The organism is Enterococcus sp. M190262, assembly GCF_005843965.1.
Classification (GTDB): Bacteria; Bacillota; Bacilli; order Lactobacillales; family Enterococcaceae; genus Enterococcus_D; species Enterococcus_D gallinarum.
The window spans coordinates 70,087-95,050 of sequence record NZ_CP040461.1 but is presented as its reverse complement, the minus strand read 5'-3'; the positions used below and the strand labels follow the sequence as shown (position 1 = coordinate 95,050).

Annotated in this window: 21 protein-coding genes; 17 read left to right on the top strand and 4 right to left on the bottom strand. The window is 41.0% G+C overall.

All coding sequences use genetic code 11. The features are described 5' to 3' along the window. Nucleotides 1–291: 291 nt before the first annotated feature. The 10 genes from FE005_RS00445 to FE005_RS00405 are packed head-to-tail and all read left to right on the top strand — an operon-like array spanning nt 292 to nt 8,000. The gene (locus FE005_RS00445) at nt 292–618 is read left to right on the top strand and encodes a hypothetical protein (protein ID WP_005470668.1); all 327 of its coding nucleotides are present in this window, start codon (nt 292–294) and stop codon (nt 616–618) included. A gap of 18 nt (nt 619–636) precedes the next feature. Beyond that, entirely contained in the window at nt 637–1,032 is a 396-nt protein-coding gene (locus FE005_RS00440) for an acetyl-CoA carboxylase biotin carboxyl carrier protein subunit (RefSeq protein ID WP_003125756.1), read from the top strand. A 47-nt stretch (nt 1,033–1,079) separates the two neighbouring features. After that, nucleotides 1,080–2,195: a sodium ion-translocating decarboxylase subunit beta gene (locus tag FE005_RS00435; protein WP_138371111.1), complete on the top strand. Its 1,116-nt coding sequence runs from the start codon at nt 1,080–1,082 to the stop codon at nt 2,193–2,195. Nucleotides 2,196–2,210: 15 nt separating this feature from the next. Further along, complete coding sequence (locus FE005_RS16960; RefSeq protein WP_005470670.1) at nt 2,211–2,336, top strand: OadG-related small transporter subunit; 126 nt, start codon at nt 2,211–2,213, stop codon at nt 2,334–2,336. Nucleotides 2,337–2,357: 21 nt separating this feature from the next. Further along, nucleotides 2,358–3,344: a [citrate (pro-3S)-lyase] ligase gene (gene citC / locus FE005_RS00430; RefSeq protein ID WP_081131558.1), complete on the top strand. Its 987-nt coding sequence runs from the start codon at nt 2,358–2,360 to the stop codon at nt 3,342–3,344. A 6-nt stretch (nt 3,345–3,350) separates the two neighbouring features. Next, entirely contained in the window at nt 3,351–3,659 is a 309-nt protein-coding gene (gene citD, locus FE005_RS00425; RefSeq protein ID WP_081131557.1) for a citrate lyase acyl carrier protein, read from the top strand. After that, complete coding sequence (gene citE / locus FE005_RS00420; protein ID WP_003125762.1) at nt 3,647–4,534, top strand: citrate (pro-3S)-lyase subunit beta; 888 nt, start codon at nt 3,647–3,649, stop codon at nt 4,532–4,534. The genes citD and citE overlap by 13 nt, the downstream gene beginning before the upstream one ends. 2 nt (nt 4,535–4,536) lie before the next feature. Beyond that, nucleotides 4,537–6,069: a citrate lyase subunit alpha gene (gene citF / locus FE005_RS00415; RefSeq protein WP_003125763.1), complete on the top strand. Its 1,533-nt coding sequence runs from the start codon at nt 4,537–4,539 to the stop codon at nt 6,067–6,069. After that, the gene (citX, locus tag FE005_RS00410; protein WP_138371110.1) at nt 6,062–6,613 is read left to right on the top strand and encodes a citrate lyase holo-[acyl-carrier protein] synthase; all 552 of its coding nucleotides are present in this window, start codon (nt 6,062–6,064) and stop codon (nt 6,611–6,613) included. The genes citF and citX overlap by 8 nt, the downstream gene beginning before the upstream one ends. Beyond that, nucleotides 6,606–8,000, top strand: coding sequence for an oxaloacetate decarboxylase subunit alpha (locus tag FE005_RS00405; RefSeq protein ID WP_138371109.1), 1,395 nt, complete (start codon nt 6,606–6,608; stop codon nt 7,998–8,000). The genes citX and FE005_RS00405 overlap by 8 nt, the downstream gene beginning before the upstream one ends. A 258-nt stretch (nt 8,001–8,258) precedes the next feature. Here FE005_RS00405 and FE005_RS16795 read toward each other — a convergent pair whose 3' ends face one another. After that, nucleotides 8,259–8,405 carry a hypothetical protein gene (locus FE005_RS16795; RefSeq protein ID WP_086269049.1) on the bottom strand — a complete coding sequence of 49 codons (147 nt, stop codon included), beginning with the start codon at nt 8,403–8,405 and terminating at the stop codon, nt 8,259–8,261. Nucleotides 8,406–8,676: 271 nt separating this feature from the next. On the opposite strand from FE005_RS16795, the gene FE005_RS00400 reads away from it, so the two are divergent. Continuing rightward, nucleotides 8,677–10,158: a helix-turn-helix domain-containing protein gene (locus tag FE005_RS00400; RefSeq protein ID WP_138371108.1), complete on the top strand. Its 1,482-nt coding sequence runs from the start codon at nt 8,677–8,679 to the stop codon at nt 10,156–10,158. 214 nt (nt 10,159–10,372) lie between these two features. Beyond that, nucleotides 10,373–10,678 (top strand): prepilin peptidase, encoded by a 306-nt coding sequence (locus tag FE005_RS17170; protein WP_081131553.1) that lies wholly within the window; start codon nt 10,373–10,375, stop codon nt 10,676–10,678. Between the two features lie 281 nt (nt 10,679–10,959). Here the strand turns inward: FE005_RS17170 and FE005_RS00390 are convergent, their stop codons facing one another. Beyond that, on the bottom strand, nt 10,960–12,582 hold the full coding sequence (locus tag FE005_RS00390; protein WP_138371107.1) for an amidohydrolase: 1,623 nt from the start codon (nt 12,580–12,582) through the stop codon (nt 10,960–10,962). Between the two features lies 1 nt (nt 12,583). Beyond that, nucleotides 12,584–13,663 carry a PotD/PotF family extracellular solute-binding protein gene (locus tag FE005_RS00385; protein ID WP_138371106.1) on the bottom strand — a complete coding sequence of 360 codons (1,080 nt, stop codon included), beginning with the start codon at nt 13,661–13,663 and terminating at the stop codon, nt 12,584–12,586. A 228-nt stretch (nt 13,664–13,891) separates the two neighbouring features. On the opposite strand from FE005_RS00385, the gene FE005_RS00380 reads away from it, so the two are divergent. The 4 genes from FE005_RS00380 to FE005_RS00365 all read left to right on the top strand — a co-directional run bounded on the left by FE005_RS00380 (nt 13,892) and on the right by FE005_RS00365 (nt 17,138). After that, nucleotides 13,892–14,860 carry an NADP-dependent oxidoreductase gene (locus FE005_RS00380; protein ID WP_103301004.1) on the top strand — a complete coding sequence of 323 codons (969 nt, stop codon included), beginning with the start codon at nt 13,892–13,894 and terminating at the stop codon, nt 14,858–14,860. A gap of 13 nt (nt 14,861–14,873) precedes the next feature. Then, on the top strand, nt 14,874–15,236 hold the full coding sequence (locus FE005_RS00375; protein WP_113849392.1) for a TIGR02328 family protein: 363 nt from the start codon (nt 14,874–14,876) through the stop codon (nt 15,234–15,236). Nucleotides 15,237–15,408: 172 nt separating this feature from the next. Next, nucleotides 15,409–16,461: an LLM class flavin-dependent oxidoreductase gene (locus FE005_RS00370; RefSeq protein WP_138371105.1), complete on the top strand. Its 1,053-nt coding sequence runs from the start codon at nt 15,409–15,411 to the stop codon at nt 16,459–16,461. Continuing rightward, nucleotides 16,461–17,138, top strand: a complete 678-nt coding sequence (locus tag FE005_RS00365; protein ID WP_138371104.1) for an NADPH-dependent F420 reductase — start codon at nt 16,461–16,463, stop codon at nt 17,136–17,138. Before FE005_RS00370 ends, FE005_RS00365 begins: the two co-directional genes overlap by 1 nt. Nucleotides 17,139–17,167: 29 nt before the next feature. On the opposite strand, the gene FE005_RS00360 is transcribed toward FE005_RS00365, so the two are convergent. Beyond that, a complete protein-coding gene (locus FE005_RS00360; RefSeq protein ID WP_138371103.1) occupies nt 17,168–18,598 on the bottom strand; it encodes a helix-turn-helix domain-containing protein in 1,431 nt (476 codons plus the stop codon). A gap of 379 nt (nt 18,599–18,977) precedes the next feature. Here FE005_RS00360 and FE005_RS00355 point away from each other — a divergent pair, with 379 nt between their 5' ends. Beyond that, nucleotides 18,978–24,836: an FctA domain-containing protein gene (locus tag FE005_RS00355; RefSeq protein ID WP_138371102.1), complete on the top strand. Its 5,859-nt coding sequence runs from the start codon at nt 18,978–18,980 to the stop codon at nt 24,834–24,836. The last annotated feature ends 128 nt before the right edge of the window (nt 24,837–24,964 follow it).

Below are 24,964 nucleotides of genomic sequence, written 5' to 3'. Positions count from 1 at the left end.
CGTTTGACGACTATAGAATAAGCAATATTCATTTGATAAGATAGATTGAATTCTGAAAAAGAACAGGAAAAAAACAATTTGGTATAGGTGTTCTTAAAAGAGGTTTAACAAGATATTAATAAAATCTTAACGGCTGATAAACGTTGATTTAACAATGTTTATCAGCCTTTTTGTTGTAAGGTGAAGAAATAGGAACAGAAAAAAAACAATAATCTTTGATTTAGAACTACCGGATTGGTCCATTATCAATATAATGTGGTTGAGAACGAAAAAAATGAAAGGAGTAACTTCATGGGATTATTCGCCCGACTGTTCAAAAAAAGTGAACCACATCAAGAAATAACAAAAACATCTTCTGAAACGCTCGATGATAATGAATCTGAAATGAAATGGAAAGCGGTTCCTGCATATATCGAAGCTAGTGAAGAAGAATATCAACTTGTTAGTTTGATCGCGACAGCCATTGCGGCAGGTGATCAACCTAAGAGCCAATTTGTGGTCAAGAAAGTAATGCAGCGCAATCCGGAGGCAAAACTTGTTTCCATCATCGCGTCAAGTCTAGCTGCTGGATTAAATGAAAAGAGTCAGTTTGTTATTCGAAGAATCAATAAAAATTAGCATTTTGGAGGAAAAACAATGTTACGTAAATTTAAAATTTCGATTGATGGCAAAGAATATCTAGTAGAGATGGAAGAAATCGGTGGTACACCACAACCTGTGCTACCCGTTCAACCTGTAGTTGAAACACCAGCTCCGCAAACCGCAACACCAGCCGCATCCGAGGCACCATCTGTTTCTGAGGCACCCATTGCCGCAGGTGCAGATGCCATGCCTTCTCCAATGCCGGGAACGATTTTGAGAATCTTGGTGAATGTTGGAGATACTGTGGCGGAAAATCAACCATTGATGATATTAGAAGCCATGAAAATGGAAAATGAGATTGTTGCCGGAAAAGCGGGAACAGTAGCTGGTATTCATGTCAATCAAGGAGAGATGGTCAATCCTGGTGACCCATTGATTACGATTCATTAATAGGGATGAATCAATAAAAAATTTAATGAATAGAGGAAGTGACGTTAGTGGAAACTCTGATTGAAGGCTTTTTAGGGATGGGACAAGAACCCGGACGGATTGTCATGATGGTAGTCGGTGGCATCCTGATGTATTTAGGAATCAAAAAAGAATATGAACCAACACTACTAGTTCCGATGGGACTAGGAACGATTTTAGTAAATTTCCCGAACTCTGGTGTTTTGAGTGCTGGCGGGGAACCTGGTCCTTTTCAAGTATTGTTTGATATGGGGATCTCAACCGAGTTATTTCCATTGCTTTTATTTATCGGAATTGGTGCCATGATCGACTTCGGTCCGCTGCTCCAAAATCCTTTTCTGCTTTTATTTGGGGCTGCAGCCCAATTTGGTATTTTCTTTACGATTATCGTCGCTGTCTTATTAGGATTTGATTTAAATGATGCAGCTTCCATTGGAATCATTGGAGCCGCCGATGGTCCAACATCCATCTTTGTAGCCAACACTTTGAATTCCAAATATATGGGAGCAATCATGGTTGCAGCTTATTCTTATATGGCTTTGGTGCCGATCATTCAGCCGGTTGCGATCAAGGCGGTCACAACGAAAAAAGAGCGTTCGATTCATATGAATTATCGCGCTGGCGAAGTCTCGCAAACAGCAAAAATTCTTTTTCCGATCGTTATCTCTGTCGTTGCCGGGCTCATTGCCCCTGTATCTCTGCCATTAGTTGGTTTCTTGATGTTCGGAAATCTCTTGAGAGAATGCGGCGTATTAGACCGACTTTCTATCACGGCTCAAAATGAGCTGGTAAACATCATTAGTATTTTGTTGGGGCTCTCTATCTCAGTAAAAATGCAGTATGAAGAATTTTTGCAAGTCGATACATTGATGGTGATCGCTTTAGGCCTGGTTGCCTTCATCATGGACTCTGTAGGTGGTGTCTTGTTTGCAAAAGTGCTGAACCTGTTCAGAAAAGAAAAAATCAATCCAATGATTGGAGCCGCGGGGATTTCTGCATTTCCTATGTCAAGTCGAGTGATCCAAAAAATGGCAACGGATGAAGACCCACAAAACTTTATTTTGATGCATGCAGCCGGTGCCAATGTTTCTGGTCAGATTGCTTCAGTTATTGCAGGTGGTTTATTGCTTGCCTTACTAACCTAAGAAAGGAGAGATTCGATGTCAGCAGATTTAATGAAATCACTGGAATTATTAGTGCTGGGATGGGGCGGCGTCTTCGTGGTTATCTTGATTATCTATCTTGCTTCGATGCTGCTTAGCAAACTTTTTCCAATCAAAAAATAAAAAGATAAAGAAGAGACGTTTATGTATTCATTAAAACGGCTATGGCTAAGAGATCAAGGAGTCTATAAACAGTGGGCTTCCTTGATGGATCGAGCCGGTCTGAATAAAGAGGAAGAACTTGATTACACAGTGGGAATCTACGATAACGATTTACTGGTTGCTACTGGATCCTATTATCACAACATATTGAAATGCTTGGTTGTTTGCAAAGCCTTTCAATCAGAAAATCTACTGACGGAAATCATTCAGCATCTGGTTGATCGCTTGGCAGAAGAAGGAGAACAACATTATTTCTTGTATTCAAAACCCAGCAATGAATTGATCTTTCGCTCACTAGGGTTTCAGAAAATCATCGCAACCTCAGAAATTCTTTTTATGGAACGAGGATTGCCAAATTTTGCGAGCTATCTTTCTACGCTGGCTAAAGGGAAAAAAATGGGGACCGGAAGCGGGATAGTGATGAATGCCAATCCCTTTACCAAAGGACATCAGTATCTTGTCGAGACAGCTGCGCAGCAGAGTCAGCAAGTTTATGTCTTTGTGTTATCCGAAGATCGCTCAGAGTTTTCGACTGCAGATCGGATGGAAATGGTAAAACGTGGAGTCGCACACTTGTCCAATGTAACAGTTTTTCCCACCAATGATTACCTTGTATCTTCCGCAACGTTTCCTTCCTACTTTCTGAAAGACAGTGCCATAGAAACAGTAGCGAAGATCCAGGCAAAGGTTGATGCGCAACTGTTTAAAGAGAAGATAGCACCTGTATTAGACATTCGGACACGGTTTGTCGGAGAAGAACCCTATTCAAAGGTGACCGATACGTATAATCATGCGATGCAGGAAATGTTTGGCGACTCATTAGAATTGGTTATTTTACCTAGATTGAGTATTGATGGTGAGATCATCAGTGCTACCAAAGTTAGAGAAGCCTTGAAAAATCAGGATGACCGCCGTTTGAGACAATTTTTGCCATCAACGACATATCATTATTTAAAAAACGAGAGGTGAAACCATATGGAAATTACACAAATCGCAGTAGCCGGTACAGTAGAGTCAAGCGACATTTTGATTACTGTCGAGCCGACTGAAGCAGACCAAATCCAAATTTCTTTGGAAAGCAGTGTAGAGAAACAATTTGGTCAACAAATCAAAAAGGTGATCGAAGAGACCATCAAAAATTTAGGGATCAAGTCTGTTCGAGTAGCTGCCGTTGATAAAGGCGCTTTGGATTGTACGATTCAAGCTCGAACCATTACCGCGATTCATCGGGCAGCAAAAAAAGACGCATATGATTGGAAGGAGATTGATTCATGGAACGCTTAAGAAGAACCATGATGTTTGTTCCAGGTGCAAATGCAGCAATGCTAAGGGACGCACCCTTATATGGTGCAGACTCAATTATGTTTGATTTAGAAGATGCAGTTTCTCTTAAAGAAAAAGACTCCGCGCGTACATTGGTTCACTTTGCATTGAAAACATTTGATTACAGCAATGTAGAAACAGTCGTACGGATTAATAGTTTGGAGGCAGGTGGCGCCCAAGATGTCGAAGCAATGGTTTTGGCTGGCGTTGAGGTTATTCGCTTACCAAAAACAGAGACGGCACAAGATATTTTAGATGTGGATGCGGTCATTACATCTGTTGAAAAAGACAATCAGATTCCAGTGGGCACAACGAAAATGATGGCAGCCATCGAATCTGCAGAAGGGGTATTGAACGCACGGGAGATTGCCAAAGCGTCAGAGCGACTGATCGGAATTGCTTTAGGAGCAGAAGATTACGTCACAAATATGAAAACCAAGCGCTATCCGGATGGACAGGAATTATCCTTTGCCCGCAACATGATTCTGCATGCAGCCAGAGCTGCAGGAATTGCGGCTATCGATACTGTCTATTCCGATGTGGACAATGTAGAAGGATTCCAAAATGAAGTGCAACAAATCAAGCAGCTAGGATTTGATGGAAAGTCAGTGATCAATCCACGACAAATTCCGTTGGTAAATGCTATTTATACACCGACAGACAAAGAAATCCAGAATGCCAAAGAAGTTATCTGGGGAATTCGCGAGGCCGAAGCGAAAGGCTCTGGAGTTATTTCAGTCAATGGGAAAATGGTAGACAAGCCAATCGTTGAACGTGCACAGCGAGTGATTGCATTGGCTAAGGCAGCGAAGTTGATTACGGAGGAGGATATTTAGGCATGGTCATGAATAAAGTAGGAAAAGATATTCCACAAGTATATGCTGACCAATACGGTGTTTTTGAAGGGGAATTGGCGCATATCGATACGTATCAAGAAGCAAGTCGTACCGTTACCCCCGTTCGTCCAAGAGATACCAAACTTCTTAGCAGTATTCGCGAGGCGATCGAAAAGACAGGGCTGAAAGATGGCATGACGATTTCCTTCCACCATCATTTTCGTGAAGGCGATTATGTCATGAATATGGTCTTGGAAGAAATTGCTGGTCTGGGTATCAAAAATATTTCTATTGCCCCTAGCTCCATCGCAAATGTCCATGCACCGTTGATTGACCATATCAAAAATGGCGTTGTAACCAATATTACTTCCAGCGGATTGAGAGACAATGTGGGTGCTGCTATTTCAGCAGGAATCATGGAAAATCCTGTTGTGATCCGTTCACATGGCGGTCGGGCTCGGGCCATTGCAGCTGGAGATGTGCATATCGATGTGGCTTTTTTAGGCGCACCAAGTGCAGATGCCTATGGCAATGCCAATGGTACGGTGGGAAAAGCAACCTGTGGTTCATTAGGTTACGCAATGATCGATGCAAAATATGCAGACAAAGTCGTGATCATCACAGATACGCTCGTGCCATTTCCGAATACACCAATCAGTATTCCGCAAACCGACGTGGATTATGTGGTTGAAGTGGAAGCAATCGGTGACCCACAAGGGATTGCCAAAGGAGCCACCCGCTTTACCAAAAATCCGAAAGAACTATTGATCGCGGAATACGCAGCAAAAGTGATCACAAATTCTCCTTACTATAAAGAGGGATTCTCCTTTCAAACAGGTACCGGTGGTGCTGCATTAGCTGTTTCCCGCTTTTTGCGCGAAGCGATGCTTAAAGATGGAATAAAAGCGAGCTTTGCATTAGGCGGTATTACCAATGCAATGGTGGAACTATTGGAGGAAGGATTGGTTGAAAAAATCATTGATGTACAAGATTTCGATCATTCTTCAGCCGTTTCATTAGGAAGCAATGCAGGACATTATGAAATCGATGCTGAGATGTATGCTTCACCGTTAAGTAAAGGATCAGTGATCAACCAATTAGATACCGCTATTTTGTCCGCATTGGAAATCGATACAGACTACAATGTGAACGTGATGACAGGATCCGATGGTGTGATTCGGGGAGCGTCAGGCGGGCACTCTGATACGAGTATGGCATGCAAAATGAGTCTCGTTATTTCACCTTTAGTGCGAGGCAGAATTCCAACGATCGTTGACAAAGTAAATACAGTGGTCACTCCAGGAACAAGTATCGATGTGATCGTGACAGAAGTAGGGATTGCCATCAATCCAGATCGTCAAGATTTGATTGAACATTTTAAAACACTAGATGTGCCTCAGTATACGATCGAAGAGTTAAAAGAGAAAGCTTACCAGATTGTTGGAACGCCTGAAGCCATTCATTATGGCGATAAAGTAGTGGCATTGATTGAATATCGAGACGGCACGCTCATTGATGTTGTGAGAAATGTGTAGCTTGTTATTTGAGGGACCGGAAGTTTCATTAGCAGAAGTATTGGCGGCTAGAGAACAGCGTGCAAAACGGCAAAAGGAGTTACTGGAGTCGGCGCCCCAATACACACTGCTATCTGCCACCATGAATATTCCCGGACCTGTCAAAGCATCAGATGAGTTAGAAGCTGTGTTTAAAAGCTTGACGGATGAAGTCGAGCGAGCAGTGGCGGATGCCTTTTCATTCCTTCATCTTTATCGAAATGAAAAAACTGGCTATGAATATTTTCTTTTACTTCCTTTAAAAAAAGAAGAACTAAAGAAAAGGATGGTGGCACTTGAAGAAAGACATCCTTATGGGCGATTAGCAGATCTTGACGTGCTTTGGCTAGAAGCGGGTGAAGTGCAGTCCATCAGTCGCGAAGCGTTAGGCTATCCAAGACGGCGCTGCTTTCTTTGTGACAAGGAAGCAAAACTATGCGGACGATCGAGAACGCATTCAGTCGAAGCAATACAGCAAAAAATAAATGAATTAGTTTCAAAAGGAAGGATGCAAGCAGATGACTAAGAAAATTCAATTCATGGAAACAGTCTTACGTGATGGCCAACAAAGCTTGATCGCTACCAGAATGCCGACGTCAGATATGTTGCCCATCATCAAAACATTGGATGAAGTAGGCTACCATTCATTAGAAATGTGGGGTGGAGCAACCTTTGATTCTTGTATCCGCTTCTTAAATGAAGATCCTTGGGAACGTCTTCGACAGATTCGCCGTGAAGTGAAGAACACGAAATTACAGATGCTTCTTCGCGGACAGAATCTACTAGGATACAAAAATTATGCGGATGATGTGGTGCGAAAATTTGTAGAGACATCGATCAAGAACGGAATCGATATTATTCGCGTATTTGATGCATTGAACGATACCAGAAATTTGGCGACTTCTATCACAACAGCAAAAGAAGCTGGTGGTCATTGCCAAACAGCGATCTCTTATACAACAAGCGAAGTTCATACCGTTGAATACTTTGTGCAATTAGCAAAAGAAATGGCCCATATTGGAGCAGATTCGATTTGTATCAAAGATATGGCTGGTGTGCTGACACCTCAAATCGGATTTGAATTGGTCAGCCGAATCAAAGATGCTGTGGATCTGTCATTAGAGGTCCACACCCACGCTACTAGTGGTATTTCAGAAATGACTTATTTGAAAGTTGCAGAAGCTGGGGCAGATATTATCGATACAGCAATTTCTTCATTTGCAGGGGGAACGAGTCAGCCAGCGACAGAATCTGTGGCGATCGCATTAGAAGAACTGGGATTTGATATAAACCTGGACAAAAAGAAATTGGCTGAAGTTGCTGATTATTTCAATCCAATCCGCGATCGGTTCCGAGAGGAAGGGATCTTGAATCCTAAAGTCAAAGATACAGAACCAAAAACACTGATCTATCAAGTGCCTGGTGGGATGTTATCCAACTTATTGAGTCAGTTGACAGAACAAGGTCTGCAGGACAAGTACGAAGAAGTATTGGCAGAAGTGCCGAAAGTGCGTGCCGACCTTGGATTTCCTCCTTTAGTTACCCCTTTGTCTCAAATGGTTGGCACACAGGCTTTGATGAATGTGATTTCTGGGGAACGCTACAAACTAGTCCCAACTGAGATCAAAGATTACGTTCGTGGTCTTTACGGTCGTCCTCCGGCACCAATCAAAACGGAGATCCAAGAAAAAATCATTGGGACGGAAGCAGTGATCACAGAACGACCAGCAGATTTGATTCCACCACAGCTCCCAGAATTCGAGCAAGAAATCAAAGAATATGCCAAAACGGAAGAAGATGTACTGATGTATGCACTTTTCCCAGCTCAAGCAAAAGATTTCTTGGGAAGACGAGAAGATCCGTTTTATGACGTAGCGATCCAGACAGTCGATGTGACTATCGCGATTCCATAAAAAGAAAATGACTGAACCGTTTCTGAGCGAGAAAACACTTTGTTTCAACTCAGACGTTTCAGTCATTTTTTTTGGCTAATAGAAGTGAAAAGGGGAAGAAATGGCCATTCAACAATTGATCGCAGCAGTGTATTTTTATTTTTGACAAGCGAGAAATAAAAACAAATAGAAAAAAGGATTTGTTAGAGAATATTTTTTAACAAAACAAAAAGAGTGGTCAACAATCAATGGTCGACGACTCTTTTTCAATAGTTTAGGTTATCCAATTTTTTTAACTCTCCCGCCAATTTTATTTGCGAAGCGTTCGGCATCTTCTTTGCATGTATAAGTCAAAGCAATTGATTTATCTCGAGTTCTTTTTCCTTGTGCTGTCAGATAACCATGAAATATCTTGATAGCATACACTGCACTATCCACCTCCTCTACCTTTAAAGAATAACAAAAATACCGCTTACAATCAAGAGGACTTTAACAAAAAATAACAATTTTATACAATTCGATGCCTGTTTTTGTCAAGATGACCGTTTTTTTCATAACTGGGTCCCTTTTTCTCGTATAAATCACGATAACTGGTGCTGCCAGAAGCTTGCAACTGAGTATAATTCCTCCGCAGGGCGTATAATAAGGAAAACGATTCAGTCAATAACGGCAATGAAAACCAGTAAGGAGAAAAGAGATGAAAAATTTTCAACTTAATTTTATTACCAATAAGGAAACTGTAAGATGGCTGAAAATCTTGCATACCTTCGAGCGAATACCAACGCGATCAGTCAAAGAACTAGCCCAATTCACAAAAAGCACTTCACGAACGATCATTGCCGATATTACCGGAATTCGGCAATATTTTCAGCAGTCGATTCTGATTGAAAACACGAGTTCAGGCTATTTGTTCAAAGAAACCAATCGAGAAGCGTACCAAACTAAAAAGCGGTCATTGCTTGAAAATGAACCACTCTTTCACATTATTGAAGGGATTTTTCAAAGGCAGATCAAAGAGATCGGAGAATGGGCCGATCAACTCCACTTCTCAGAAAGTAGTTTGCTGCGCTATTTCAAAATGGTAGAAAATGAATTAGCGCGCTATCGACTGACACTGTCCCTGAAGAAAGTGGATTTCATTGGAAAAGAAATCGATATTCGCAGTTTCTTTCATGATTTTTATTATGAATCAGAAATAACTCCACACACGGTCTTGCCATCAATTGCCATCCAGTCGATTGCCTTTGCCTTACAAAAAAAGCACTTCTTCAGTAGCTATCCCAATGTTTCTTTGGGAGATTTTAGTTATACTCTAATGATTACTTTAGAACGTGAGGGAGACTTGCTTATCGAGTCAGAAATGATTCAAGCGCTGAAAGAACGAGAGGCATTCCAGCGTTTTTCAGCTATCAATGATGTGATTGATGCGTCAATCGGCAAACGTTTGCCAGTGGAGGAATTATTGTATTTGTATGTGATGATTTTGTGCCGGCGTTCATTGACGGATCTGGCTGGAGAACAGCAGTTTATTCAGGAACTCCAGCCGAATGTTGGGATTACAGACTGTGCCCAACTATTTTTATCCGCTTTTGGCCAGCAGAGCAATGACCTTCAGAGAGACATGATCCTTGTGCGGTCTTTTTTTACTATGCTGTATTTAAAAGAACAGCTATCACCAGTGACAAATCAAAATATTCTTGATATTCATGAAGTTGTCCAAGAGAAATACCCAGATTTATATCTTGAGTTATTAGCATTCTTTACCGAACACCATCAGACAATCTCAGGGGGAAAGACAGCAGTAACAGAAATCACCGTGATGGCCGTCCTATTCATGGACTCACTAAAGGAAATCCATTGGGGAGCACCTAAAAATATTGCTTTTTTATTAGAAGGAAACTACCTTGTTTGTCAGAATATCCAAGCAATGGCTATCAAATATCTTGGCCGATTCCAGCACCTGTTTTTCCCGAATGCATTAGAGATGAACTTAGATTATTTAGAGCAGAATCATATTGATCTAGTAGTGACAAATTATAGTGAATATGTCAGTGATCAATTGATTGGAAACTGGCATTTGCTTTTTAAGTCAATTCCAGACGCAGAGGATTGGAATCGACTATTGTGGGAAATCAATCCTCGAATCATCAATGAATTTTCTTTAAGAAATGGTCAGTAACACTCAGTTTGTCTCGCAACAAAGGAGGTGTCAGCAGTAGCAAATAGGAGCAAGAGGCTAGAGTCACATCCAATCAATTTGATGACATAAATCAGACGATCACGTACTGCTAGGTATCCGCTGTCAGCAGTACGTCGCTGAAGAATAAAAAAACTTCGTGTTTAAAAGAGCGTATTTGCTTATGAATAGGCTCTTTATTTGAGGTGTCGATTAGATGAGAGGAGTGTGTGGTTTGGGAAGAGCGTTGCTATTACCCATTTTATCAGTATTTAGTCTTGGTAGCTGTCTTAGTTCTTTTTTGATGGTTGTTGTTTATCGTTTGCCCCGTCAGGAATCATTGGGAGGCCGCTCTCATTGTGAGCACTGTGGAAAGGTACTAACCCCATGGCAGCTGATCCCTATTTGGTCATTTTTATTCTTAAAAGGCAAGTGCAGGAATTGTTTGGTACCGATTAATCGCAAGTATCCAATAAGTGAAATCGTTGGTGGGATCCTGTTGGTCATATTGTATATATTTTAAGGAATTGAAGGGAAAACAAAAGGGCAATGATTGAGCAGGAGTCAAGACGAAACAAAGCGAGAAATGATCAGAGGGAACAATCAAGAGGAACCAAATTATAGCCTGGCAGTATCCAGAACGAAAAAAGAATGGGGGATTAGGGTGGTGTTGACAAAAAATCCCGAATAATACGGTTGACTAGCGTGAACACAGTCAAGGGTCTTCCATGAATGAGAGCCCTCGGACGAGAGAAGCAAGTCAGCCATTATTCGGGTATTCGAGGGATATGGTCAAAGATCCAATTAGGAATTTTGCTGCGAAGCTTCGTCTTTTTGATAGACAAATGCACCGTTAAAAATGGTTGCAGTGACTTCTACCTCAAGCAGCTCTTTTTCTGAAAGGGAAAGAATATTTTTCGAAAGAATACAAAGATCAGCCAACTGCCCGACTTTGATCGAACCAATGTCTTGTCGACTGAGTGCCCGAGCTGCATCAGCGGTATGAGCAACCAGAGCATCTGCCACATTCATCACTTCAGAGGGCATCAATCCTTCTACTGGAGAGCCGTTTTTTTCTTTTCTAGCCACTGCATAATAGATCGAATCCAATGGAGACACATCGATCACTACTGGGCTGTCGGTTCCAAATGCTACTACAGCATCGTGGGCCAAAAAGGATTGAAAAGGAAACATTTGACTAGCGCGTTGCGGACCTACTTCTTCATCTAACGTTTCATAGCCGACTAATAAATGACTAGGTTGAACAGAAAGAACTAAATTGTCTTGTGCCACTAAAGAAAGATCTGCAGGATCCATGACTTCCAAATGCTCCAGTGTATTATTTTTACCGGCAGAGAGAGGGAAGCGCGCATGACTTTCATTAAAAAAAGACAACGCTTGATGGATCGCTTGGTCACCGATCGTATGGATGCGCATCGGCCAATTTTGCTGGTTTGCTAAGAAAATCAACTGGCGCATTTTTTCAATTGCAATCAGCGGCATACCAATATCACCAGTAAAATAAGGCGTTTCGTACTCCGATTTCAACAAAGCAGTATGGGTACTTGTTACACCATCAAAGAACTGTTTCACACCACCCATTTGGACTTTCTCAGATCGATAGTTTTGATAGATATCAGTTAAATGCTCTATTTCCATTCGCATCGCAGGGTAAAAAACCGCCCGTAAAGTCGCTTTTTCGGCAACTTTTTGGTAAAGCTCTGGATAAATCAAGTCGTCCCAGCTTTCGCCAGTCAGGGCAACATCGCCGATTGTAGTAATGCCATAACGATTGAGCTGCTTCATGTAAGAAAGGTACGTTGAGTAACTGTTGGCTTGAAAAGATTGCAGCACCTCCGCCAAGTAATTAATAGCAACTGCCTCAAGAAAACAACCCGTCAATTCGCCATCTTTCATCAATGCTTCTCCACTGATTCCGGTAGGAACTGAATCGGTTGTGATTTCTAAGGTTTCCATTCCTTTACTGTTTAACCAAATGCTGTGGGCGTCTCCTGAGATCAGCATGACTGGCACTTCGTCACAGTAGTGATCAATCGTTGCTTTTGTGGGATAGACTTGTTGTCCAAAGTCACTGCTGAACCAACCAATCCCAATTTTCCAGCCATGGGTCACAGGAATTTGCGGTACTTGCTGGGCAACTGCTTCTTCAGTTGTTCCAGTGACATGAGTTAAATGCCCTGCATGGAGCAAAGCGGAAAGATAAAAGTGAATATGGGCATCGATAAAGCCAGGAATGATCATTTGGTCATGACAATCAATGATCGTTGTTTCAGCCGGTAAGTTGGTAGGTGTGGCATCCAAAGGACCCACATCCTTGATCCTAGTTCCTTCAATCAAAATAAAACCAGCAAAGGTCGTTTTTCTTTCTGTATCAAAAATGTAGGAAGACTTCAATAGTATATTCATTTTATAATCCCAACTTCCATTCGAGAAAAAGATCGTTGTACTGTTCAACGGCATTTTTTCCTAAGTATTCGTAGTGTTCCATCTGTTGCATTGCTTCCGGCTCTGGATAGAAAGCTTTATTGGAGGTCAATTCAGTCGGTAGCAGTTGCTTCGCGGTCTCACTCGGTGTCGCATAACCGACATACTCAGCGTTTTGAGCGGCGTTTTCAGGACGCAGCATGAAATTGATAAACGCATAAGCTCCTTCAAGATTGCCAACTGTTTTTGGAATCGCAAAGTTATCTGTCCAGATAGCACCGCCATCATCAGGGACGACATAGGTTATAGCAGGATTCTCAGACATGACATACGCTGCATCTCCTGAATAGCCAATGCCGATCGGTGCATCGTTGTTGACCATCAAAGTCTTGATCTCATCAGTGAGGACTGCTTTGACATTGGGGCGTAATGCTTCCAATTTCTCGATGGCTTGTTGAAGGTTTGCTGTATCTAGCTCATTTTGAGAAAGATCTAAAGTCTGCAAAGCCATTCCTAACGTTTCTCTTGCGCCATCAACAACTAGAATATCGTTGGCAAATTCCGGGCGCCATAAATCTGCCCAGCCATGAATGGTGGTAGGATCGATTTGGTCACTATTAACCATGATTCCAATAGTTCCCCAAAAATAAGGAATGGAGTAATGATTGTTTTTGTCAAAGCGCTGATCCATCAGAAAATCAGAAAGATCTTCACTGCCGACGAGTTTATCATGTTCTAAAGGAATCAGCAGCTGCTCCTCAATCATTTTAGGAATCATCGATTCACTGGGGAAAATCAAATCGTACCTGGTACCGCCTTGTTTGACCTTTGTTTCCATTGCTTCATTCGAATCAAATGTATTATAAATCACTGAATAGCCACTTTCAGTTTCGAATTTTTTTATCAGATCGGGGTCAATATATTCTCCCCAATTATAAATAATAACCGTGTTAGCATCATTTGCTGATGCACTTCCTGTTTCATTGGACAGTACAGCTTTGCCAACAAAAAGAATACCTAGGATCGCAATGATCCCGCCAAAAAATACGTGCAATCTTTTCAATTCATCAATTCCTTCTTTCTTATCACATTCTTATTCCTGTAGAATAAATGAAACCTTTTAAAAAGGCAATAAAAAGTTAGTCAGTGAAAAAACTGCTTTTTCTGATAGAAAAGGGAAAGTCGAATCAGTTGTAAAATCAGGGATCATTGCCTAAGCTATGAAAGAGACCTTTCGTTTCTTTAGAAAAATGACGGAAGCTCATTTACATAATCTCAAGGAGTGATTTACATGGAAACACGAGCAGTTGTTATTAATGAATATGGTGGTAAAGAAAAACTAGCAGAAGCGAAAGTTTCACTACCTGAACTCGGTGCGGATCAAGTGTTGGTGAAAGTTGCAGCAACTTCGATCAACCCAATTGACTGGAAATTACGCGAAGGATACTTGAAGCAAATGTTTCCTTGGTCATTTCCGATTATTCTAGGATGGGATGTTGCTGGAGAAATCGTTGAAGTTGGTCAGAAGGTTAAAGACTATCACGTAGGCGATCGGATTTTCGCTCGTCCAGAGACGACACGATTTGGGACCTATGCGGATTATACGATCGTGGATACCAACTTATTGGCACCTCTGCCAGAATCTATTGCCTTCACGGAAGCTGCAGCTGTGCCTCTAGCAGGATTGACTGCATTACAAGCTCTATTTGATCATGGTTCGTTAAAAGCTGGCGAAAAAGTGTTGATTCATGCCGGAGCTGGCGGAGTTGGAACCTACGCCATTCAACTTGCGAAAAATGCCGGCGCCTATGTCATCACGACGGCAAGTCCCCGTAATCATGAACTTGTTAAAAAGTTAGGTGCAGATGAAGTGATCGACTACCATACAACGGATTTCGAAGAAGTTCTTACTGACATTGATTTAGTTTTTGATACAATGGGTGGCGAGATCCAAAAGAAAAGCTTCTCCGTTCTAAAAGAGCATGGCCGCTTGATTTCTGTACTGAGTATTGAAGATGAAACCTTAGCCGCAACGAAACAAATTGAAGCAAAAGCAATTTGGTTACGTACAAATGGAGAACAGTTAAGCGAATTAGCTAAACTAATGGCTGATGGCAAATTAGTAAGTGTGATTGGCGAAACTTTCCCATTGACTCGTCAAGGTGTCTATGATGCCCATGCATTAAGTGAAACACACCATGCGGTAGGGAAAATCGTGCTCGACAACCAAGAGAATCTGGATAAAAATCAAGCGAAGTAGAGGAAGAGCGGAAATGAGATTGTGGCATGAAGCACTTTTGACTAAATTACCCCGGCAGCAATTGCTGGGACAGCATCGGGAAGTAGCTGCGCTGAGAGGCGCTGGCTGGGGAAAGAAACATGCGACAGTCGATTATGTTTTTGATCATTCTCCATATAAGTTGTATCAATACCATCTACTCGTCATGGCAGAGATGCATCATCGGGGATACCGTCCAGCAGCAGCATGGTTAGAGCCTACTTATCGCGGTCAAAAGACACCTCCTTATCAGGTGTTAGTGCCGATTGAGCAATCAGTCCCTATTTATCCTGAACATACTGCAATGTATTTAGAGGAGTGTTTAGCTAATTTAAGAAGCAAAGGGATCTATCTCTGATGGCTAATTAAAAAACAAAAAAGTGCGCGTTCTTGTTTGAAGCAAGGACGCGCTTTTACTTTCTAAAACAATTCGTACACATTAGACTTACAAAAAGTAAGCATATCTTTCGCGTTAATAAAAAGAAGTTGTTATAGTGAATGCAGGAAGTATTTGAAAAGAGGGAAATGACATGACAATCAATAACAAACAATTAGAATTTGGGTTAGATACCTTTGGCGATCTTGCCTTTGATGACCAAACCCATCAACGAATCAGTTACAGCCAATCATTAAGAAATATTATTGCAGAAGGAAAGTTGGCCGATGAAGTCGGTGTCGATATCCTCGCATTAGGCGAACACCATCGAGAAGAATACGCAATCTCAAGTCCAGACACCGTGCTAGCTGCGCTGGCAATGGTCACTAAAAGAATCAAATTAGGAACGGGAGTAACTGTATTAAGTTCTGATGATCCAGTTCGGGTCTATGAACGATTTGCGACAGTTGATGCCCTTTCAAATGGTCGTGCGCAGATCATGTTAGGAAGAGGGTCATTCACTGAATCTTTTCCACTGTTTGGCTATGATCTGCAAGATTATGAAGAATTATTTGAAGAAAAAGTAGCAATGTTTCACGAACTCCTTAAAGGGGAGCCACTGACCTGGAAAGGCAAATTTACTCAATCTTTGGAGAATGCCGAAGTTTATCCAAAACCCGAAGGAACACTGGATACGTATATTGGTGTGGGAGGAACACCGGAGTCGATTATTCGTGCTGTTCGCTACGGCTTTCCAGTTATGCTGGCAATCATTGGCGGGGAGCCTGCTCGATTTGCCCCCTATGTACAACTTTATCAAAAAGCAGCGCAACAAATGGGCAGACCGATTCTTCCGGTAGGGATGCATTCCCATGGGGTGATTGCGGAGACGGATGAAGAAGCGTACGAAATCGGTTGGCACTATATCAAGAAAAGTATGGATAAAATCGGAGAAGACCGTGGTTGGCCCGAGATGTCGAAAGAACGTTTCGATTTTGAAGTAGAACATGGCTCTTACTATGTAGGCAGTCCTGAGACTGTGGCACAAAAAATTGCGCGAACGATGCCGCAAGTCGGCGTCGAACGGTTTGATCTTGTTTATGGAACCGGTGGACAATTACAAAAAGACCGTCTGCGGACTATCGAACTTTATGGTACAAAAGTAATCCCTAGGGTCAAAGAACTATTGAGATCAGGTGGGAAATAATGGAAAAATCTAGAATTGGCATCTTAGGAGCCGGCAAGTTGGGGTTAGCTTTAGCAAATTTAGGAGCAGAAGCTGGGTATGAGGTCTGGATCGCTAGCAGAAAGCCAGCGGAAAAGAATGCTCTAGCTGTTGAAATCCTTGCTCCAGGTGCAAAGGTGAAGAATGTCTCAGACATCCTGACGGAAATGCCAGTCATTTTATTAGCAATCCCTTTAAGCAACTATCCGTCACTTCCCAAGGAGCAGCTGGCTGGTAAACTTGTGATCGATGCAATGAACTATTGGTGGGAAGTTGATGGAACCAGCAAAACGTATTCGACTGTTGAAGAAACATCTTCAGAAAGGGTCCAAAAATATTTTGACCAAAGCAGAGTTATCAAGGCATTCAACCATATGGGTTATCATGATGTTCAAGACGAAGCTCGGCCGGCTGGTTCACCAGCCAGAAAAGCCATGGCAATCGCTGGTAATGATCCGGAATCTATGTATCAAACGGCCAAAATCGTTGACGACTTTGGCTTTGATCCGGTAGTGATCGGTCGTCTAGCCAATGGTCTTATGCTAGAACCTGGCGGCGAACTTTTTGGCGCCAGTGAGACAAAAACAAATTTAAATCATTTAATTGAAACGTTTTATCAGAGTGCTCAAGGCAAACAATTACTCGAACGACAAAATTAAAAAGAACCTCTTTAGCGAAACTCACTTTTTCAGTGAGTAGGGCTAAGAGGTTCTTTTTGTTTCTCAATCTGCTGGATCGCTTTTTCTTGAATACTGTTTGCGATATAGCCAATCTCATTTCGTGTAATAAAGATGTCTGTTGCTTTGAAAGGAACTTTCTGAAAAGGAGGGACGATATTTCCGATAATCAAATCATAGGTTGCTTTGACGGCAGGGATTGAAAAAGAGTCTAACGGATTGAGAATCGTGATTTTCAGGTCGTAGGGGACGAACTGTTTGATTTGTGTTCGGATCATTTCCGTATGGTCGCTATTGGTATCGTAGAACAAGGCGAGATGATAATCTGCATGTTGATCAATGATTTGTTTTGTAAATAGTGGAAAAGAAGTATGGAAAATATAAATCAAATGGTTGATCGTAGCAGGGCGAATCGCCGGTAATTCAGAATGAGTCACTAGCTGAACAATATCCTTGTTGATTGCTTGCTGGACAGGATCGCAGTTATCAACAAAACGGGCCAGGCGATCATTCAAAATACAATACGGAACATTCAAATTCGTTTCCAGCAAATATTTGAAACTAACAGCATCCAATTTTTCTTGAAAGTCTGTTTCGGTGTAATGGTATTTAAGAAAAATTTGTTTAGTCAATTGATAGAAGATTTTTTTTACTTGTTTATAGATAGCTGGGTCGGCTGTGATATGAGAAGTCAGATAACCCATAACTTTTTCTAAATAAGAGCGTTTGTAGCGAGAGAATTCAGCGAGATCGATTTTTTCTAGAAAATATTCAATTTTATTCGATTGCACTTCCGTGGCAAAAAGCTTCTCTCGTTTACTATGTACATAAATGATAAACGCTATTTTTCGTATGTCAGAAAAATACAGCTTTAATGGAGTAACTTCAGCCAAAAGGTGTGCAACCTTTAAAAATTCTTGTTCCTGATTTTTACTGGCATCTCTAAACTCATGTTGGTATTTCTCCAAAAAGAAAACCATGTAAAACTGGCGAATAGTAATTTCATTCCCAGCTATGCGGATAGGTTTTTTTTCTATATGAAAATCAAAAGGACGTATGACCGTGTTGATTTTTTTAATTAAACGAATAATTGAGGATTTGCTTAGATTCAATTCAATCGCTAGTGTCTCATAACTGGAAAAGTGGGATGAAAACAGAAGTTCCAAGAGTTTGAAAGCAGAAGAGTCAGCCAAGAAAAAACTATAGACATCCGATCGTGAAGCGAAAGAATGGAATTCCAGACTCACTTGGGAATGATTGTCTATATTTATTTGAAGAAAGGACAGATCGTGATTGATCTCTGTCACATACTTTCTGAACAACGACAAAGACAGGTCAAATTCATCCAGCAAATCAGCAATAAAACAGTGACGGTCATGCAACAAACTTTCAATCAACTGCAATTTTATTTGTGAAGCAGTTGACAATAAACCTCTGAACATAGCTTTCCTCCAATCAGTTATGTATTGATGGTAGCACGTTTTTCCAAATAGTCAAAAATATTTGAAAAATGATTTTTTTTGAACACTTAGTTTATGCCAAATTTGGGAAAATAAAGGTGAGATAACACATGCTTTTTTATTGATACTTGTCTCTGATTTTCTATAAAAAAGGTATGTTATTGAATGAGAAATAGGTTCTGGTCTAGCTATATCAATCGTTATGCTGTCTTCGGAAGAATGAGGGAAGAACGTACAGTACGGTGCCATCATAAATAATTATATTGGTTGGTTCTTTTAGAAAAACTTATATTTTAGAAAAGTAAAAAAATTAAGTTTTTCTAAAAAGTAACAGTTGTTTTTTTAGAAAGGATGAATCACTATGAATAAAAAACTATGTGCATATTTGAGCTTGTTGATTTTGCTAGGTGCGACTTTTTGTACACCGGCAATTGCAGTAGCTGAAATGGTTTCAAATATAGAAGTTGAAAGTCAAACGAGTCAATCGAATTCACCTGCGGCAGACACAAAAACGGAAGAATCAACAACAACTTCAGAAAACGCAGAGAGTATTAGTCAAACAGTCGAAGATACCTCAAACAGTCAACCGGAAAAAGCGACCACTACTACTACGACTGAAACGTCCACTTCAGAGTTGAATCAAAATACAATACAGCCAAGAGCACCCACGGAGGATTCAGGGACTGAATCTACCGAACAAGCAGCCACTCCAAATGCTGTTAATCCAGATTTAAATGCTCGAGGAATTCAACTATTTGATAATGTACGAATTACAGATATGAATGATCAACCTTTTGATCAAGACAATCCTCCTTATTATAACGACAATATTAAGATTCACTTTGACTGGTCATTATCTGATCAGGAGGAAATCAAAAACGGTGATTATTATATTTATCAGCTACCAAGCTATTTTGCTGTTCACAATGAGGTGTCAGGCACATTACAGCGTTCAGGTGGAGGATCATTAGGAGACTTTTATCTAAATGCAAATGGAGAATTAAAGATTGTTTTCAATGAAAACGCAGAGAATCTATCAGGTAGAAGTGGAACAATCAATCTTGAAACCGAATTGAAAGTGTCAACAATCACAGAAGATGTTGTCATCGAAACTGGTATTTATGACCGTGATGGCAATGAGATCCTGATTACTTTACCAATCTATCAAATCGATATTACGAAGAGTGGGAAAGTAAGTACTAGTGGCTCAATTGTTTGGGAGATCGTATATAATACGGAAAGCAAGGAACTGGAAAACGTCGTTGTGACAGATAAACTACCAAGCGGATTGGCATATTCTCATTCTTATGGTTACCTTTATGATGGAGACGCTTGGGTTAGAACTAGCGACTTGTATACTTATAACTCAACGACTGGAACTTTTACATTCAATCAAAAAATCGATAAGCCAGTCAAAATTGAAATTTATAGTGTTGTCAATGATCCAACGATTAACTCCTTCAAAAATGTTGCTCAAATCACTGGAGATAATTTCCATGAAAAATCAGTTGAAGCAACAGTCAGCTATGATGAATCTGCGGAATATAAGCGATTTTTAGGTTATGATCAGTCAACTGGTCGTGCTTCTTGGGAGGTTTCTTTAGATCTTAGCAAAGACGGTTCAATTCTCACTGATAAAACGTATTCTGGATCACTTTCAGAAAATGCATTGCATTATTTAGTAGCCGATTCTGTAGTGGTCAGAAACAAAAATGATAACAGTATTGTGACAGATTGGCACTTTGATGAAGCAGGAGAAATAAAAAAAGATAATCAGCTTGTTCAATTTCAACTTGTGTTTGCTCATGCTGGACAATATGTGATTCGTTATGAGACACAACTCTTTGATCCAGTACTGGCGAATACTAGAATTACTAACTATATAACTATCAAAGATGATACGACAACTTCTCATAATGGGTCGGGAACAGTGACCCCAACAAGCAAAATTGGTGTGACAAAAACAGCACCATCAAAAAGTTATCAGGATCAAACGATTCAATGGCAGATTGAGATAAATCAGCAATATGTAGAAGTGGAAAATATGGTCATCACAGATCGCTATCGAGAAATTAGCGGGACAAATATTAGTGGATTAGAATTGATTGAAGACTCTCTTGTTTTAACTGCAACTAGCCAGTCAGGAGAAGTTAAAGAATTGACTTCAAGCGACTTTGATTTATCGAAGCAGCGTGAAACCACTTCTGGAGAAAATCCAATTGAGTACGAATCTGGTTTTCAAATTAAACTAAAAGGAAACTATGCAAAGACAGCAGACAAAATTACGGTCAGATTCAAAACGACTTTTGATATGACGACACAGATCGCTTTAGGAAGTGCCAAAACACGTTTTAGTAATTCTGCTTTTGTCGATTATGAAATTGACGGTAACTCTTATAGGGAAGCCGCTCAAGCAAATTCATGGATGGACACTACTTGGACCTTAAACGCGCTAAAAGCAGGGCTTTTCATTCCAAAAGGAGGAGATGTAAAAGCATACTTGCAAGCAGCTTTTAACCGTAATTTCCCAAATATCTTTTCAGAAGATGTTGCTACAAGTGATCAAATCTATTGGATGGGATTATTTAATACGTATAAAGCGACACTTCATGAAGGAACCAAGATTGTCGATCAATTACAAGATGGTCAAACATTTAAAGAAGCAGTAGTTTATACAGTTGACGTATCCGGAACAGGAAACCAAGTAAGATCTCTGAAGGAAGAATTGAGCTCAGCTGATTATCGCTTGACGTATGATCCAGTGACAAAACAAGTGACAGTAGAACTGTTGAAAGACACTTCAGAAACGATTGCTGTCTTCATTGCTGTCGAAGCAGCTACAGATGTTTACAAGTACAATAATATGATCTCTTTGACAGATGGTACAACGGATTTAACTGCTGAAGCGCAAGTTGAGAAATCCGCAAAAGGAAACTGGTTAACAAAAAATGGCACTCAAAATGTTGACAATAATCGACTGTTGGATTGGGAAGTACTGGTTAACCAAGATAGTCGAACGATCAAGAATGCTGTGATTGAAGATACGATCAATTATAATCAACAGACTTTCTTGTACGATGAGACAGGAAAAGTCCTTGTTGATGTGTATAAAGCCGTCAAAGACGGAGATCAATGGATAAAAGGTGAGAAAGTTATTTTCAATAATCAAGACAATCCAAATGTAACAACGAATGGTATTGATGGAACATTCACATTACGTATTGCTTTTGAGGATGTCATTGACAGTCCATACTTCATCGTTTATCAAACGAAACTTGATCCTGGCATTCGAAATAATGAAGTTGTTTCAAATGATGTGTCTCTTTACGGAAGTCAGACGGAAATCCATCAAGTAACAAAAGACGTAATCGTCAAATCTACCAACGGTAGCGGTACGTCAACGGGAACAAATGGCTCGTTGACAATCAAGAAATATGACAGAGAAGGGGATAAGGAAGCTGGGATCAACAAAGAGGCACATTTCCAACTCAGTCGTAAAAATGCCGAAGGAAATTACGAAGTTGTTTTCTCCGAACTTGTTGTCAGAAATAATAAGTTGATTCAAGGAACTAGCGAATTTGACCGCTTAGATGGGCTACGATATGGAGATTATAAAATCCAAGAAACGAAAGCACCAGATGGATATGAGCGGGATGAAAAAGAATATACGTTTACGATCTCGAGCGAGGAAGTCGATTATGTCTTTGAACTAGCTAATACAAGGGAAATTATCGAAACTAGCCTAGCTTTAACGGCTACGAAAGCTTTGGAAGGCCGACAGATCGAAGACGGGGAATTCACTTTTGTTTTGGCAGATGAAGAAAATAAAATCCTTCAAGAAAAGACGAACAAGGCAAATAATATTCTTTTTGATGAGATTACTTATCAAAAAGAAGGAACCTATCGATATAAAATTTATGAAGTACAAGGTCATGACGCTACGATTAGCTATGATGATTCAATCACCAATGTTACAGTAGAGGTGAAAAATAACGACGGACAATTGGAAGCAACAGCCACCTATGAAGGCAACGCCGTCTTCACGAACATTTACACACCAAAAGCTGGCAGTGTAGTGCTGGAAGCTGAGAAAGTCTTGACTGGCCGTTCACTAGTCGCAGGAGAATTTACTTTTGAATTAGTCGATCAAGAAGGACAGGTAATCCAAAGTCAAACCAATGACGGCACAGGGAAAGTTTACTTCGATGCGATTCCATACGAAGAGGCTGGTGACTACAATTACACGATCCGTGAAAAAGCGGGTCAAGATGACACAGTCACTTATGATGATACGGAAGTGCCAGTGACTGTAAGCGTCAAGGACAATGAAGGACAACTGGAAGCAACAGCGACTTATGAAGGCAATGCCGTCTTCACGAACACTTACACACCAAAAGCTGGCAGTGTAGTGTTGGAAGCTGAGAAAGTCTTGACTGGCCGTTCACTAGTCGCAGGGGAGTTCACTTTTGAGTTAGTCGATCAAGAGGGACAAGTGATTCAAAGTCAAACCAATGACGGCACAGGGAAAGTTTACTTCGATGCGATTCCATACGAAGAGGCTGGTGACTACAATTACACGATCCGTGAAAAAGCGGGTCAAGATGACACAGTCACTTATGATGATACGGAAGTGCCAGTGACTGTAAGTGTGAAGGACAATGAAGGACAATTGGAAGCAACAGCGACTTATGAAGGCAACGCCGTCTTCACGAACACTTACACACCAAAAGCTGGCAGTGTAGTGCTGGAAGCTGAGAAAGTCTTGACTGGCCGTTCATTAGTCGCAGGGGAGTTCACTTTTGAATTAGTCGATCAAGAGGGACAAGTGATTCAAAGTCAAACCAACGACGGCACAGGGAAAGTTTACTTCGATGCGATTCCATACGAAGAGGCTGGTGACTACAATTACACGATCCGTGAGAAAGCGGGTCAAGATGACACAGTCACTTATGATGATACGGAAGTGCCAGTGACTGTAAGCGTCAAGGACAATGAAGGACAATTGGAAGCAACAGCGACTTATGAAGGCAATGCCGTCTTCACGAACACTTACACACCAAAAGCCGGCAGTGTAGTGTTGGAAGCTGAGAAAGTCTTGACTGGCCGTTCATTAGTCGCAGGGGAGTTCACTTTTGAGTTAGTCGATCAAGAGGGACAAGTGATTCAAAGTCAAACCAACGATGGTAGCGGAAAAGTTTACTTTGATGCGATTCCATACGATAAAGCCGGCGAGTACAACTACACGATCCGTGAGAAAGCAGGTCAAGATGACACAGTCACTTATGATGATACGGAAGTGCCAGTGACTGTAAGTGTGAAGGACAATGAAGGACAATTGGAAGCAACAGCGACTTATGAAGGTAACGCCGTCTTCACGAACACTTACACACCAAAAGCTGACAGTGTAGTGCTGGAAGCTGAGAAAGTCTTGACTGGCCGTTCACTAGTCGCAGGAGAATTTACCTTTGAATTAGTCGATCAAGAGGGACAAGTAATTCAAAGTCAAACCAACGATGGTAGCGGAAAAATTTACTTTGATGCGATTCCATACGAAGAGGCTGGTGACTACAATTACACGATCCGTGAAAAAGCGGGTCAAGATGACACAGTCACTTATGATGATACGGAAGTGCCAGTGACTGTAAGCGTGAAAGACAATGACGGACAATTGGAAGCAACAGCGACTTATGAAGGCAACGCCGTCTTCACGAACACTTACACACCAAAAGCTGGCAGTGTAGTGTTGGAAGCTGAGAAAGTCTTGACTGGCCGTTCATTAGTCGCAGGGGAGTTCACCTTTGAATTAGTCGATCAAGAGGGACAAGTGATTCAAAGTCAAACCAACGACGGCACAGGGAAAGTTTACTTCGATGCGATTCCATACGAAGAGGCTGGTGACTACAATTACACGATCCGTGAAAAAGCCGGACAAGACAGTACAATCACTTATGATGACGCAGAGATTCCAGTGACCGTAAATGTCGAAGATCAAAACGGAACATTGGAAGCGAAAGCAGATTATGGTAGCGAGCCAACCTTTACTAACCGCTACACGCCAGAAAAAGCTCCTGATCCAGCAAAAAATCAGAATACAAAAACACCGACGAAGAAAAACGAACTGCCAAAAACCGGTGAAACGTATCAAGTCAGCTGGATGTTAGTAGGCTTGTTACTAGTAGGCATTGTAGTAGTGGTATATCGCAGACAGAAAAGAAAGTAACTAGCTAAACGAACAAAGATTCCTTGATCTGGTTTCCTATGTTGGAAACGGATCAGGGGGTCTTTTTCTTTTGAAAGAGGTCTTGCTGAACAAAAAAGCTCTGTTTACCTTTTGCGTAACAAAAGATA

What these genes read in the sequence shown, in the direction of transcription:
- FE005_RS00445 (WP_005470668.1), top strand. Translation starts at nt 292, where the DNA reads ATGGGATTATTCGCCCGACTGTTCAAAAAAAGTGAACCACATCAAGAA.
- FE005_RS00440 (WP_003125756.1), top strand. Translation starts at nt 637, where the DNA reads ATGTTACGTAAATTTAAAATTTCGATTGATGGCAAAGAATATCTAGTA.
- FE005_RS16960 (WP_005470670.1), top strand. Translation starts at nt 2,211, where the DNA reads ATGTCAGCAGATTTAATGAAATCACTGGAATTATTAGTGCTGGGATGG.
- citC (WP_081131558.1), top strand. Translation starts at nt 2,358, where the DNA reads ATGTATTCATTAAAACGGCTATGGCTAAGAGATCAAGGAGTCTATAAA.
- citD (WP_081131557.1), top strand. Translation starts at nt 3,351, where the DNA reads ATGGAAATTACACAAATCGCAGTAGCCGGTACAGTAGAGTCAAGCGAC.
- citE (WP_003125762.1), top strand. Translation starts at nt 3,647, where the DNA reads ATGGAACGCTTAAGAAGAACCATGATGTTTGTTCCAGGTGCAAATGCA.
- citF (WP_003125763.1), top strand. Translation starts at nt 4,537, where the DNA reads ATGGTCATGAATAAAGTAGGAAAAGATATTCCACAAGTATATGCTGAC.
- citX (WP_138371110.1), top strand. Translation starts at nt 6,062, where the DNA reads ATGTGTAGCTTGTTATTTGAGGGACCGGAAGTTTCATTAGCAGAAGTA.
- FE005_RS00405 (WP_138371109.1), top strand. Translation starts at nt 6,606, where the DNA reads ATGACTAAGAAAATTCAATTCATGGAAACAGTCTTACGTGATGGCCAA.
- FE005_RS00400 (WP_138371108.1), top strand. Translation starts at nt 8,677, where the DNA reads ATGAAAAATTTTCAACTTAATTTTATTACCAATAAGGAAACTGTAAGA.
- FE005_RS17170 (WP_081131553.1), top strand. Translation starts at nt 10,373, where the DNA reads ATGAGAGGAGTGTGTGGTTTGGGAAGAGCGTTGCTATTACCCATTTTA.
- FE005_RS00390 (WP_138371107.1), bottom strand. Translation starts at nt 12,582, where the DNA reads ATGAATATACTATTGAAGTCTTCCTACATTTTTGATACAGAAAGAAAA.
- FE005_RS00380 (WP_103301004.1), top strand. Translation starts at nt 13,892, where the DNA reads ATGGAAACACGAGCAGTTGTTATTAATGAATATGGTGGTAAAGAAAAA.
- FE005_RS00375 (WP_113849392.1), top strand. Translation starts at nt 14,874, where the DNA reads ATGAGATTGTGGCATGAAGCACTTTTGACTAAATTACCCCGGCAGCAA.
- FE005_RS00370 (WP_138371105.1), top strand. Translation starts at nt 15,409, where the DNA reads ATGACAATCAATAACAAACAATTAGAATTTGGGTTAGATACCTTTGGC.
- FE005_RS00365 (WP_138371104.1), top strand. Translation starts at nt 16,461, where the DNA reads ATGGAAAAATCTAGAATTGGCATCTTAGGAGCCGGCAAGTTGGGGTTA.
- FE005_RS00360 (WP_138371103.1), bottom strand. Translation starts at nt 18,598, where the DNA reads ATGTTCAGAGGTTTATTGTCAACTGCTTCACAAATAAAATTGCAGTTG.
- FE005_RS00355 (WP_138371102.1), top strand. Translation starts at nt 18,978, where the DNA reads ATGAATAAAAAACTATGTGCATATTTGAGCTTGTTGATTTTGCTAGGT.